11 protein-coding genes are annotated in these 12,690 nt (G+C 63.8%); 3 read left to right on the top strand and 8 right to left on the bottom strand.

All coding sequences use genetic code 11. The annotated features are described in order from the left end of the window. The first annotated feature begins 107 nt into the window (after positions 1–107). Positions 108–578: a VanZ family protein gene (locus tag ACTX90_RS12030; RefSeq protein ID WP_443442152.1), complete on the top strand. Its 471-nt coding sequence runs from the start codon at positions 108–110 to the stop codon at positions 576–578. Between the two features lie 67 nt (positions 579–645). On the opposite strand, the gene ACTX90_RS12035 is transcribed toward ACTX90_RS12030, so the two are convergent. The 3 genes from ACTX90_RS12035 to ACTX90_RS12045 all read right to left on the bottom strand — a co-directional run bounded on the left by ACTX90_RS12035 (position 646) and on the right by ACTX90_RS12045 (position 5,425). Then, a complete protein-coding gene (locus tag ACTX90_RS12035; protein WP_052772429.1) occupies positions 646–1,455 on the bottom strand; it encodes a class I SAM-dependent methyltransferase in 810 nt (269 codons plus the stop codon). Between the two features lie 208 nt (positions 1,456–1,663). Beyond that, positions 1,664–3,169, bottom strand: coding sequence for an IMP dehydrogenase (guaB, locus tag ACTX90_RS12040; RefSeq protein WP_047119630.1), 1,506 nt, complete (start codon positions 3,167–3,169; stop codon positions 1,664–1,666). A 156-nt stretch (positions 3,170–3,325) separates the two neighbouring features. After that, the gene (locus ACTX90_RS12045) at positions 3,326–5,425 is read right to left on the bottom strand and encodes an acyltransferase family protein (protein ID WP_424573090.1); all 2,100 of its coding nucleotides are present in this window, start codon (positions 5,423–5,425) and stop codon (positions 3,326–3,328) included. 517 nt (positions 5,426–5,942) lie between these two features. Between ACTX90_RS12045 and ACTX90_RS12050 the strand changes: the two genes are divergently transcribed. Beyond that, positions 5,943–6,404 (top strand): hypothetical protein, encoded by a 462-nt coding sequence (locus ACTX90_RS12050; RefSeq protein WP_082123940.1) that lies wholly within the window; start codon positions 5,943–5,945, stop codon positions 6,402–6,404. A gap of 132 nt (positions 6,405–6,536) precedes the next feature. Here ACTX90_RS12050 and ACTX90_RS12055 read toward each other — a convergent pair whose 3' ends face one another. The 5 genes from ACTX90_RS12055 to ACTX90_RS12075 form a co-directional block, all read right to left on the bottom strand. Then, positions 6,537–7,592: a hypothetical protein gene (locus ACTX90_RS12055; protein WP_443442153.1), complete on the bottom strand. Its 1,056-nt coding sequence runs from the start codon at positions 7,590–7,592 to the stop codon at positions 6,537–6,539. A gap of 127 nt (positions 7,593–7,719) precedes the next feature. Next, on the bottom strand, positions 7,720–9,324 hold the full coding sequence (gene groL, locus ACTX90_RS12060; RefSeq protein WP_047119634.1) for a chaperonin GroEL: 1,605 nt from the start codon (positions 9,322–9,324) through the stop codon (positions 7,720–7,722). Positions 9,325–9,424: 100 nt separating this feature from the next. Beyond that, positions 9,425–9,721 (bottom strand): co-chaperone GroES, encoded by a 297-nt coding sequence (gene groES, locus ACTX90_RS12065; RefSeq protein WP_013349608.1) that lies wholly within the window; start codon positions 9,719–9,721, stop codon positions 9,425–9,427. A gap of 185 nt (positions 9,722–9,906) precedes the next feature. Beyond that, positions 9,907–11,343 carry an amino acid permease gene (locus ACTX90_RS12070; protein ID WP_443442154.1) on the bottom strand — a complete coding sequence of 479 codons (1,437 nt, stop codon included), beginning with the start codon at positions 11,341–11,343 and terminating at the stop codon, positions 9,907–9,909. 172 nt (positions 11,344–11,515) lie between these two features. Continuing rightward, positions 11,516–11,869: a hypothetical protein gene (locus ACTX90_RS12075; protein ID WP_443442155.1), complete on the bottom strand. Its 354-nt coding sequence runs from the start codon at positions 11,867–11,869 to the stop codon at positions 11,516–11,518. A 312-nt stretch (positions 11,870–12,181) separates the two neighbouring features. On the opposite strand from ACTX90_RS12075, the gene ACTX90_RS12080 reads away from it, so the two are divergent. Then, positions 12,182–12,634 (top strand): hypothetical protein, encoded by a 453-nt coding sequence (locus tag ACTX90_RS12080; protein ID WP_443442156.1) that lies wholly within the window; start codon positions 12,182–12,184, stop codon positions 12,632–12,634. Positions 12,635–12,690: the final 56 nt, after the last annotated feature.

The following is a 12,690-nucleotide window of genomic DNA, read 5'->3' on the forward strand; positions in this document are numbered from 1 at the left end:
GTCGACGTCGCTCCTTAGTCGCCGCGAAACACAGGCAGTCACTGGCGATACACGCGTGCCGGTCATGCAGGTCTTGCGGTCTCGAACCAGACTAAAATTGCGGACAGATGCGTTTGCGCAACTTCTTGGGGGTAGTTGGAGTGAAGAACCGTTCGGCCCGGTGGGCCTTGGTCGCAGCGGTGGCTTACGCCATCGCGCTGGTGCTGGTGGCATTCTGGCCGAGACCCGTGGATGCCGAAGCGGGGCCGTGGCTGTTCGCGTTCATCGAGCAGCTGCACCGGATCGGCGTGCCGCAGTGGTTCGGCTACGGCGAGATCGAATTCGGCGCGAATATCCTGTACTTCATGCCGTTGGGCCTGCTGGCCTCGTGGTGGCTGCGCTGGCCGTGGCTGGCGGTGCTCTGCGGACTCGGGGTCTCCGTGATGATCGAAACCGGGCAGCTGCTCCTGCTCCCTGACCGGGTGCCCTCGGCCAGGGATTTGGTGGCCAATACCCTCGGCACCGGGCTGGGGGCGCTGGTCTTCATGCTGTGCCGCGGCTGGCTGCGCCGTCGCGCGAGGCAGGGTGCCGCACGCTGATCCCCGGGCGCATCCGTCCCGGGCAAGCAGTGCCGCTCCCCCGCGACGGGCGGCCGCACTGAGCGCGCTATTCCGGCTTGCGCGAGATGAGCAGCGTCGGGGTGACCTGCCGGTCGCGGACCGCTTCGATGGAATGCTGCCGTCGCAGCACCACGTCCTCGCCCAGGATCAGCGCTCCGGAAAGCGGGGCGCCGCCCTGCTGCAGCATCAGCGCTGCCCGGGCGAGCACCTCGTCGCGGTGCTCCATGCTGCGCTGCACATCGAACCCTGCGCCTTCCAGGTAGCCGCGGTAGGCGGTTTCCGATTCCACGTGGGAGCATTCCCTGGTGATGGACCATGGCATCGGGAAGGTCAGCTCGTTGGTGCCCATCAGGTCGTAGACGCCGAAAACGCCGCCGGGGCGCAGCAGCCGGAAGACCTCGGCGAACACCGGGGCCTTGTCGGCGATGTTCATGCCCACGTGCAGCATCAGCGCGGCATCGAAGGAGCCCTCGGGCAGCCCGGTGTCCTGGCCAGGCCGGTTGAGCATGGTGACGGCGCCGTCGAGCCCGCAGGCGCGGTTCAATTCGGTGGCCAGGTCGACGAACTCCGCGGTGACGTCCACCCCGGTGACGGTCGCGCCGCGGCCGGCGAAGTAGCGAGCCGGCCCGCCCATGCCGCTGCCGACATCCAGCAGGCGCGCGCCGTCGTCGAGCGCCAGGGTGTCGGCGATCCAGGCGGTGGTGTGCTTCCCGCCCAGGTGGAGGTGGTCGGCTTCGTTGGTGTCCTCGGCGCGCAGCCGGGCCGGGTCGTGTCCGGCGGCGCGCAGCGCGGCGAACATGGCCTCGCGCACGTTTCCGGAGGCGTAGTGGACGATGGTTTCCTCGGTGTCGCTCATGGCGCACCCTCCACTTTCTGCGGGCCGGGGTCGGGGTTTCGGGGCGGAACCGGCAGTAGGCCAGGGCGTCGTGCATCCCATGATAAGTCCGTGCGCGGCATGTGGACCCGTGCGTTGGCCGCGAATCCGGCGGCGGCGCCCGGGCACGGGAAAACCCCGCCCCTGCGCGCCGGATGGGCGGGCTGGGACGGGGTTTGGCCTGGGGATTCTAGCGTGAACGGTAGTTCGGGGCCTCGACGGTCATCATGATGTCGTGCGGGTGCGATTCCTTCAGGCCGGCGGCGGTGATGCGGACGAACTTGCCGCGCGCCTTCAGCTCCTCGATGGTCGGGCCGCCCACGTAGAACATGGTCTGGCGCAGTCCGCCGACCAGCTGGTGCACCACGGCGGACAGCGGGCCGCGGTACGGAACCTGGCCTTCGATGCCTTCCGGGATCAGCTTCTCGTTGGACGGCACGTCCGACTGGAAGTAGCGGTCCTTGGAGTAGGAAGTGTTCTTGCCGCGGGTTTCCATGGCGCCCAGCGAGCCCATGCCGCGGTAGGCCTTGAACTGCTTGCCACCCATGAAGACCAGGTCGCCCGGGGACTCTGCGGTGCCTGCCAGCAGGGAACCGAGCATGACCGAGTCGGCGCCGGCCACCAGCGCCTTGCCGATGTCGCCCGAGTGCTGCAGGCCGCCGTCGGCGATCAGCGGCACGCCGGCCGGGATAGCTGCCTTGGCTGCCTCGTAGATGGCGGTGACCTGCGGGACGCCCACGCCGGCGACGATGCGGGTGGTGCAGATGGAGCCCGGGCCCACGCCGACCTTGATGGCGTCGGCGCCGGCGTCGATCAGCGCCTTGGCGCCCTCGAAGGTGGCAGCCTGGCCGCCGATGACGTCGACGTGCGCCGCGGCGGGATCCTTCTTCAGGCGGGCGATCATTTCCAGCACGCCCTTGGAGTGGCCGTTGGCGGTGTCCACGACCAGCGCGTCGACGCCGGCGTCGATCAGGGTCATGGCGCGCTCGTAGCCTTCGCCGAAGAAGCCCACGGCGGCGGCTACGCGCAGGCGGCCGTCCTCGTCCTTGGTGGCCAGCGGGTACTGCTCGGCCTTGTCGAAGTCCTTGACGGTGATCAGGCCGGTCAGCTTGCCTTCGTCGTCGACCAGCGGGAGCTTCTCGATGCGGTTCTTGGAGAGCAGCTCGATGACGGTCTCGCGGGAGACGCCGTCCTTGGCGGTGATCAACGGCATGCCGGTCATCACCTCGTAGACCTTGGTGGTCAGGTACTGCTCGCGCGGCACGAAGCGGGTGTCGCGGTTGGTGATGATGCCCAGCAGCTTGTTGTTCTCGTCAACCACCGGCAGGCCGGAGACGCGGTACTGCGCGCACAGATCGTCCCAGTCGGCCAGGGTGGCGCCCGGGTGCACGGTGACCGGGTCGGTGATCATGCCCGACTCGGAGCGCTTGACCTGGTCGACCTGCTTGGCCTGGTCCGCGATGGAAAGGTTGCGGTGGATCACGCCGATGCCGCCCTGGCGGGCCAACGCGATTGCCATCGGAGCCTCGGTGACGGTGTCCATGGCGGCCGAGCTGATCGGCACCTGGATGTTGATGCGCTTGGTGAAGCGGGTGGTGGTGTCGGCGTTGGACGGGATCACATCCGTTGGGCCAGGCAGCAGCAGCACGTCGTCGTAGGTGAGTCCTTCAAAGGCAAAGGGGTTGAACTCAGTCACGTATGAACCTTTCGGGGCGAAAGCGGAGGTTGCTTATATGTTAGAACCCTTTTGCCCTTTGCGTGATTCCCGCTCGCGCCACTGTGTCCAAGCTCATGCCGCGGTGGCGTCATAAGCGCAGATCAGCACCGAAGTGTGTCGGATGCCGGGCCGCGACTAGTTTTTGAATCCGGTGGCCGCGCGGAAGGCGGTGGCGAACTCGTCCGCGGCGCTGTCCACGAACATCTTGGACAGGTGCGAATTGTCCAGATAGGTCAGCACGTTGCCGATGACCGCCTTGCACACGCCCTGAGGGCAGAGCACCGGGGTCAGGTCCAGGGAGATCACCGTGTTGCCGTAGTCGGCGGAGTCCAGCCACTTCTCCACCGGGTTGGTCTCGTTCAGCAGCTCGGAGGCCAGCCCATCGCAGCGCGAGGGGTCCGACTTGGCCGAGTCCACGCATTCGGGGATGAGGTATTCGTAGCGCGGGGTGTCGCGCACCGCGACCACCTTGCTGCCCGCGGCGAGGAACGGGAAGATCGCCTGGTCGAACCCGTCCACCAGGGCTTCCTGCTCCCCCGGGGTGCGCAGGTCCTCGTCGTAGCCCTGCACGGTCATGCTGGCGTTGGCCATAACCCAGGTGGGGGCCAGCGCTGTGACGTATTCCTGGGCCGCGTCCTGGAAGGAAGCGCACTCGGGTTCGGAGCGCGCCGTCTCGGAGCCGTAGCGGCAGCCCGGGTGGTGCAGCAGGATCCAGCTGCCGCCGGAGCCCTCCATCATCCGTGCTCCGGCCTCGGACCAGTGCTGCATGTGCGAATCACCCAGCATCACCAGCACCGGCTCCCCCGCGCCGAAGTTGCCGCCCTGCCGGCAGAAGGTGATGCGCGGGTCCTCGGGATCCTGCGCCCCGGAGCACTCCTGCCCCGGGTTCTGCCATTCGCCGTCCAGGTCGGTGGCCAGCGGCAGGGTCAGCGCCGCCGGCGACGGATCCCAGTCCTCGCTGGCAGTGGCCCCGGGCGTCTCCTCAGGGGCCTGCGCGGCGGCCACGGTGCGGCGGTACTCGACGTTGCCTTCCCAGGCGAGCACCGGGACGCTGACGATGCCCACCCCGATCACCGCAACCAGCACGCCGGAGGCCAGCTGGGCTTGGCGTCCTGCGAGCAGGCCGCCGAAGTCCGCGGCCACCTGCCGCGCGGACAGCGGCTTCTCCACCCAGCGTGTGGTGCACCAGGACATGGCGATGGACGCGATGATCAGCAGCGCTCCGGGAAGGATGCCCGCGCGGCTCGAGCCGCTGAGCGTCAGGTAGAACACCAGCAGCGGCCAGTGCCACAGGTACATGCCGTAGGACAGGTCCCCCAGCTTGCGCAGCGGAGGCAGCGACAGCAGCCCCGAGGGGTTGGACCAACTTCGGGCGGAAGGGGCCATGATGACCAGCGCCGCACCCAAGGTCGGGACCAGCGCGATGTAGCCGGGGAATTGGCCCTGCACGTCCAGCAGTGCGCCGCAGGAGATGATCGTGGACAGGCCCGTCCAGCCGCCAATCCGGCGCAGCTTCTCCGGCAGCGCGGAAAGCCACGGCAGGGCGAGCGCCAGCAGGGATCCCAGCGCGAATTCCCACAGCCGAGCGCCGGTATGGAAGTAGGCAACCTGCTGGTTGGCGGCGGTCAGGTGGATCGAGAAGGCCAGGGATCCGGCGAAGATGAGCCCGAAGGCGGTGCCGGCGACCCAGGCGAAGTTTCGCCTCGAGAAGAACAGCTTCCAGACAAGAGCGCAGGCCGCGAGGATCAGTGGCCAGAGGATGAAGACCTGCCCTTGGACGGACAGCGACCAGAAGTGCTGCAGCGGCGAGGAGGCCGCTGTGTTGAAGGCGTAGTAGTCGACCTGATTCTCGGCCAGGTACCAGTTCTGCTTGTAGAACAGCGAGGCGAAAGACTGGTCGATCAGCTGCGGCCAGCGGTTGCTGGGCAGCAGCACCCATGAACCGATCACCACCGCGAGCACCACTACGGCGGCCTGCGGCACGAGCCGGGAGAAGCGGTGGGCCCATTGGTTCAGCACCCGGGGCCGTTCACCGCGGCTGATCCGTTTGGAAACCGAGGCGGTGAGGAAGAAGGCCGAGAGCATCAGGAAGATGTCCACTCCCCCGGAAACCCGCGAGAACCAGATGTGGTAGACCATCACGAGCAGCACCGCCAGGGCGCGCAGTCCCTGCAGGTCGGTCCTGAATCCGGGTTTGGATTCAGCTTTCCCGGCGGGGGTGATCGTCAACGACACGAAGTGGTGCTTTCCTCGGGGACAGGGCGGGTCCGGTTCTGCGGCCTCAGCCCTTTCCGAACATCATTCGATCCTAGCAATCAGGAATTTGTATTCCATTTGAACTGATTCCTCAAGCTTGCGTTGCACGACAAATTGGTAGTCCCTTCACTAGCTCCTTTCATCCGACTACAGCGACCGAGACGCGGGCCGCAGAGACGAAATGCCTAGGATGGCGCAGGCTGCCGCCGGGTTAGATCCATCTGGTAACACCCGATTAATTCATCGTTGGGGCTTGGCATCGCAGGGTTGCGCCTGGCTTAGTCGGCTGGCGAAAACCGTGGCTGGTTCGTCTAGAACGTGTTCCGTTAGGACGTGTGAAGGAACCTGATTCTCCGCTGTCTTCGAAGCTCGGCACCATGAACTTGTTGGACAACGTTGAAGACAGCCAACTGGTCAATCAGTACTTTCGGCACCATTTTTGCTATGGCAAGATTTATTTTGACGATGGGTACGCTTCCGTACAGAAGGGTGTTCAATGCCGTCTCTCACCAAGCTTGTAGCAAGACTCAAGATGCTTCATGTCCCGGATTCCCGGGACAAATCGAAGGTCTATGTCGTCTACGCTAAGCAACGCAGCCCGTTTGCGTCTCTGGAGTACATAGAACCAATCATTGCGGTCATGGCCAACGAGCGTAACTGCTATGCACTTCAAGAGATGTATCCGGACGCTGAAGTCAGTTGGGAAGCGCGAAGGGTACAGGATGCTGGCGATAGCGCCATGACAGAAGCCGAGATCCTGTATCTTACCCATACCACTTTGTTGCCGTATGACATGGATGCCAACGGAAATCCCATCTACGGAGTCATGGAGTCGCCGATTCCCGAAGCTCTTTATTGCAGTCGGGAAACAGCAGAGCGAGAAGCGCCGGATCGCTACTTGCACGTAGTCCGTGTCGGGCAAGTAAACCTTCTCGGTGTCGGCGAAATTTTGGAATAGGTTTCCGCAACTGTACGTCGCTGCTTGGAGCTGCAGGACGAGAAGAGGGAGCACCCTTGCCAAGCGGGGAACCTGCCATTTTGCTTGGTTGTAGACGTTGGTTCGGCTCTCACACGGGCATGAACTTTTCGCTCAGAGTGGGTGAGTCTGGTCATCCTCATCCAATTGAACCGGCTCGAATGCGGAGAATGGACTCCTGCTGGCAAGAACCCTGAAGGCAAGGCCCATTAGAAGAGCGCCGGGGAAAAAGGCAAACAGCATATTACCCAGTCGAGCTCCCGACGAGTTGTCGGGACCCTGCGCGAAATCAACAGGGATGGCAATGTCCTTGTATCTGGGATCGATGACTACGAGCAGCTCATCACCCAGTTCCATGGATTTCTGCCCTACCGTGTTCCAGCTCAGTGCCATCCGCCGGTCGCCCACGTCAACCTTGGCCGGCTCTCCGGAGCGCCCGGTGATCTCGTGGGCTGCCAGCGTCGCGGTGATGTGCGGTTGCGTGCTGACGGCGTCTTGCGCGGCGCGCGCGTCCTGCGCATCGCTCACGATGAACGCCGCCGCTGAGGCAACGGACACCACCAGGCACACCAGGATCAGCGTGTAGCGGGCCTTGCGCGGCGCATGCTGCAAAGCCAATACCAGGCGTTCGAAACGGCCCGGGGCCGGTTTGACGCCCAGTTGGCGTAGCACGTGGGCAGGTCGGTCTGGTTTGAGCATGAACTGGTAGCCGATAGCCCACGTGCCTCCGGCCAGCATGAGCACGAAGAAAGCTCCGAGCATCCAGTCGGTTTCCGCGTCTTCTTCCAATTGCATAGGTGAGCTGTATAGGTGGTAGTAATACGGGTCAGCTGCCGGCATCCGCGGATCGGCAACGAGCTGGACCTCGGACACCGGCTTGTACAGCTGATCCGTGCAGCTGGTTTGCGCGGTGTGTTCGCCGCCGTTGAGTTTCACCTGCACTGAGCAGTCGTCCACGTCCTGGGACAGTACCGTTGCACTCACCGTTGTTGAGTGCTTCATGAGGCCCGCGAGGTACAGGTTGTCCTGGTGGAAGGCTGCCGCGATTCCGGCGACCAGCAACGCCATGCCGAACACCATTGCGGCGACAATCCACTTGCGGGCCGCGCGTGTGGTGTTGAACCGCCGCAGCCGGGGTGGGCCGGGCTCTTCATTGCGGTGGTGCCGCATATGGCGGGCGCTCCCATCGCTTAGTCGGGGTATGTGGTCGAAGTATGTGTTCCATTAATGCACGAATGCCGCCGCGGATCCGAGTCGAGACTCGGTTCCGCGGCGGCATCAGCTGCCAGGCAGAAGCCTAGTGGCTGTGTGCTGCTTCCTCTTCCTCGGCTGGCTTGTCAGCCACGAGGGTTTCGGTGGTCAGCACCAGGGCTGCGATCGAAGCTGCGTTGCGCAGCGCCGAGCGGGTGACCTTGACCGGGTCGATGACGCCTGCGGAAAGCAGGTTCTCGTAGACGCCGGTCTTGGCGTTGAAGCCCTCGTTGGCGCCGGATTCGGCGACCTTGGAGGCCACCACAGAGCCGTCGAAGCCGGCGTTGGTGGCGATCCAGAACAGCGGCTGCACCAGTGCGCGGCGGACGATGGCCACGCCTGCTGCCACGTCGCCTTCGGCGGCGGTGGCGCGGGCATCCTCATCCAGTGCGGACAGGGCGTCGACCAGGGCGGTACCGCCGCCGGCCACGATGCCCTCCTCCAGCGCTGCACGGGTGGAGGACACGGCGTCCTCGATGCGGTGCTTGCGTTCCTTCAGTTCCACCTCGGTCGACGCGCCGACCTTGATGACGCCGATGCCGCCGGCCAGCTTGGCCAGGCGCTCGGAGAGCTTCTCGCGGTCCCATTCCGAATCGGTGCGGGACAGTTCGGCCTTCAGCTGGGCCACGCGGTCCTGGACGTCTTCCTCGGTTCCGGCACCGTCAACGATGGTGGTCGAATCCTTGGTGATGGTCACGCGGCGGGCCGAGCCGAGCACCTCGGTGCCGACCTGGTCCAACGACAGACCCAGCTCAGGGGTAACCACCTGGGCACCGGTGAGGATCGCCAGATCCTGCATCATGGCCTTGCGGCGGTCGCCGAAGCCCGGAGCCTTGACGGCTACCACGTTCAGCAGGCCGCGCAGCTTGTTGACCACCAGGGTGGACAGGGCTTCGCCCTCGACGTCCTCGGCGATGATCAGCAGCGGCTTCTTGGCTTCCAGGACCTTTTCCAGCAGCGGCAGGAATTCCGCCACGGTGGAGATCTTGCCCGGGTTGATCAGCACCAGTGCGTCTTCCAGGACAGCTTCCTGGCGCTCTGCATCGGTGATGAACTGCGGGGACAGGTAGCCCTTGTCGAACTGCATGCCCTCGGTGAGGACCAGCTCGGTGGCGGTGGTGGAGGATTCCTCGATCGTGATGACACCGTCGGTGCCCACGGTCTTGAAGGCCTCGGCCAGCAGGTCGCCGATTTCATCCGACTGCGCGGAGATGGCCGCCACGTTGGCGACCTTGTCCTCCACGGCCACGGCGTTGGCGGCCAGGCGCTCGGAGACGATCTCTGTGGCCAGCTCGATGCCCTTGCGGACATCGCCAGGCGCGGCCCCGGCGGCCACGTTCTTCAGGCCTTCCTTGACCAGTGCCTGGGCCAGGACGGTGGCGGTGGTGGTGCCATCGCCTGCAACGTCGTTGGTCTTGGTGGCGACTTCCTTGGCCAGCTGTGCGCCGAGGTTCTCGTATGGATCTTCCAGATCGATGTCACGGGCAATGGTGACACCGTCGTTGGTGATGGTCGGGGCGCCCCAGGTTTTGGCGAGCACCACGTTGCGGCCGCGTGGGCCGAGGGTGACCTTCACGGTGTTTGCGAGCTTGTCGATGCCCGCTTCGAGGGCACGGCGTGCTTCCTCGTTGAATGCTAGCTGCTTAGCCATGCATTGACTCCTGAAAGTTCGGCTGCATCCGCGTAGCTTCTCCCCCACGTCCGGCGAGCGCCGTGACGGTGGATGGCTAGTGGATGCCGCGAGGTTGGCGTTACTTTACGACGACTGCCAGAACGTCGCGAGCCGAGAGCACCAGGTACTCCTCGTTGCCGACCTTGACCTCGGTTCCGCCGTACTTCGAGTACAGGACTACGTCGCCTTCGGCTACGTCCAGCGGAATGCGGTTGCCGTTGTCGTCGATGCGGCCTGGGCCTACTGCGACAACGGTGCCTTCCTGCGGCTTTTCCTTGGCGGAGTCCGGAATAACCAGGCCCGAAGCGGTGGTGGTCACGGCTTCGACCTGCTTGATGACAATGCGGTCTTCGAGCGGCTTGATGGAGACAGACATGGTCTCTCCTTTTCGTGTATGAACCAATGGTGTAGGGGTGCGCCCTACTGGCATTGGACCAACCGTCGTCGCGGTGCCAGTTGGTGGTATCCAGTCAGGCGGTGTGACATGCCAACGGCATGCCACCCACACATGACTTTAGGACGATTATTAGCACTCGGTCAAGGCGAGTGCTAACGAACGCACTAGTTCCCCGCCACGGTTCGCGCAGAGCGCACCTTGGCCGATTCCTCGATGTCTTCCGGAGCGGACAGATCCATCTTCATCAATGGGACGACCCTTGATTTGGTCACGAGCCTGTGGATCAGCCAGAGCCCCAGGAAGAGCGGCAGGCCGATGTAGGCGGAGAGCACTTCCAGGCCGCGTCCGGCGAGCACCGCCTCGTAGTTCTGTCCCGCAATGACGGCAATGAGCATCACGAAAGCGAGCAACGGTCCCAACGGGAAGAACGGGGCACGGTAGGGCAGGTCCGACACGTCGTATCCCTGCGCCAGATAGCCACGGCGGAAGCGGTAGTGGGACACCGCGATGCCCACCCAGACGATGAAGCCGCACAGGCCCGAGACGTTGAGCAGCCAGGCATACGCCGCGCCCTGTCCGATCAGCGCGGTGAGGAATCCGAAGAGTCCCACACCAGCGGTGGCGAACAATGCGGCCATGGGCACACCACGGGAGTTGGTGCGGCCGAAGATCTTCGGAGCCTTGCCGTCGTGGGCCATGGCGTAGAGCATGCGGGTCGAGGCGTAGAGTCCGGAGTTTCCGGCGGAGAGGATTGCGGTGAGGATGACGGCGTTCATCGCGGCTGCCGCGAAGGCGATGCCGGCACGCTCGAAGACCATGGTGAATGGCGAGGACGCCACGTCAGCTTCGCCGCTTGAGAGCAGGCTCGGGTCGGTGAACGGGATCAGGCAGCCGATGATGAAGATGGCGCCGATATAGAAGAGCATGACGCGCCAGAACACGCTGCGGATGGCTTTCGGGATTTCACGGCGGGGATCCTTGGCTTCGCCGGCCGCGACACCGACCAGCTCAGTGCCCTGGAAGGAGAACCCGGCGATCATGAACACGGCCATGATGGAAATCCATCCCCCATGGAAGACGTCTTGGCCTTCCCGCCAATTGGCGAGCGGGTCGGCATGGTCGCCCAGGATGCCGAAGATCATCAGGACGCCGGCCACCAGGAATGCGATGACGGTGACGACCTTGATCAGCGCGAGCCAGAACTCGCCTTCACCGAAGGCCTTGGCGGACAGGGCGTTCAGCGCGGTCAGCACGAAGAGGAACCCTCCGGCCCAGACCCAGCCGGGGACGTCAGGCAGCCAGAAACTCATGACGATTCCCGCTGCCACCAACTCGGCCGCCACGGTGATGGCCCAGTTGAACCAGTAGTTCCAGCCGATGGCGAACCCGAAGGACGGGGAGACGAAACGGGTGGCATAGGTCTGGAAGGAACCTGCCACCGGGATCTTTGCGGTCATCTCCCCCAGCGACTGCATGAGCAGGTACACCATGAGTCCCACGGCGGCATAGGCGACGAGCGCCCCTCCCGGTCCGGCCTGGGCGATGGTGCCGCCGGAGGCCACGAACAGCCCGGTGCCGATGGAGCCGCCAATGGCGATCATCTGCAGATGCCGACTGCTGAGTTGTCGCTTGAGCTTGTGATCCGTTGCGTTGCCTGCTGTTTCCGGAGCGGGGACGGTGCTTCGTTGCGCCGTCGGCTGCCGTGTCGTTGTCTGCCTTAGTTTCATCACAGGTGACATACAACACCACGAGGCACCTCTCGTGCGACGTGGATCACTCGACAATTTCCCTGCCGCGAAACTCGCAACCTTGATCCTCAGAAAATGAAAACTCCGAGAAGGCTCCCGCAGCCCGCGCACCGTAAACCACATCATTGCCCAATCCGAAGATTGCCGTTGAAGCGACGTCAAGGATTAGCCTTTGCAACTCATTCAATGCTGGTGAATCAGAAAAACTTATTCTAGGCTTGGGTACTTTCTCGGCTGATTGTCCCTCCTGCGCAACGTCCGGGAGCCTGACACCCGCTTGATACCCCAGTTCGGGGAGATCCAGAAAAATATCTGCAGGGCTGAATATGACGTAAATGTGACGTGAATTCGATATGCGGAAAGCCTCGATCGGGCCCAAGCCCTTGGTTCATGCGTTCAGATGTCGATCCACCCTAGCCTCGCAGGAAGGCTTTGTACGAAAACCTGCTGGCGCCCGACCGTGGGCGATCCTCGGCAAATTCGCCGCCACTCCCCCAATCAGCGGAACAAATACAGTGCTCTCGGCCGGTGGCTACGTAAACTTCACTGCAACAGCCATGGTCAGTGATTGACCTGCGGATCATTCGTCTAGGTGGAGGAACGTGGAATGTCGATTCGCCGGCGAACGATGGCAGGGCTCATGGCGGGAGGATGCCTGATTCTGACTGCATGCGCACCCACGGGAGCCCATTTGTCGACCCAAACCGATGCATCGTCGATGGCTTGCACCCCTTCGGACGGGCAAGGCCAAATCGCCATCGCTCAGGTGCACATCCATGCGGACGGTTCCCACCCTGTTCTCATACGTGAGGTGACTCCCAAGAAATCCGACAACGTCCGAATAGAGAGTTTCGGCGTCATTCCGGACGGCGAGGAAGGATTCCGCGGCGTCTCGCTGCTGTCAGATCCCGATGCGCAGATTTCGACCAATCATGAAGCGGCAGCTGGCGAACATGCATCAGTTCAGCTCGTTGTGTCGCTCGTGAGCCCCCTCAAATCAGGGGTAATCGAATCAGTGGAGTTGGAGTACGACGATCTTGGGCGGACGGGGAGCGAGACGGTCACAGCAGGGCTCAGAGCGCAGGTATTTCCGGTAGGTGAAGCCGTGCCGGATGACAGCATGTGCGCGATGTCAGGCGAGTAGTCCCTGCTCCATAACGGACAAATCGTCCCCGCTACGCCCAGCAACTCGCACAGCCT

It is taken from the genome of Glutamicibacter soli, from assembly GCF_052322135.1.
GTDB classification, from domain to species: Bacteria; Actinomycetota; Actinomycetes; order Actinomycetales; family Micrococcaceae; genus Glutamicibacter; species Glutamicibacter soli.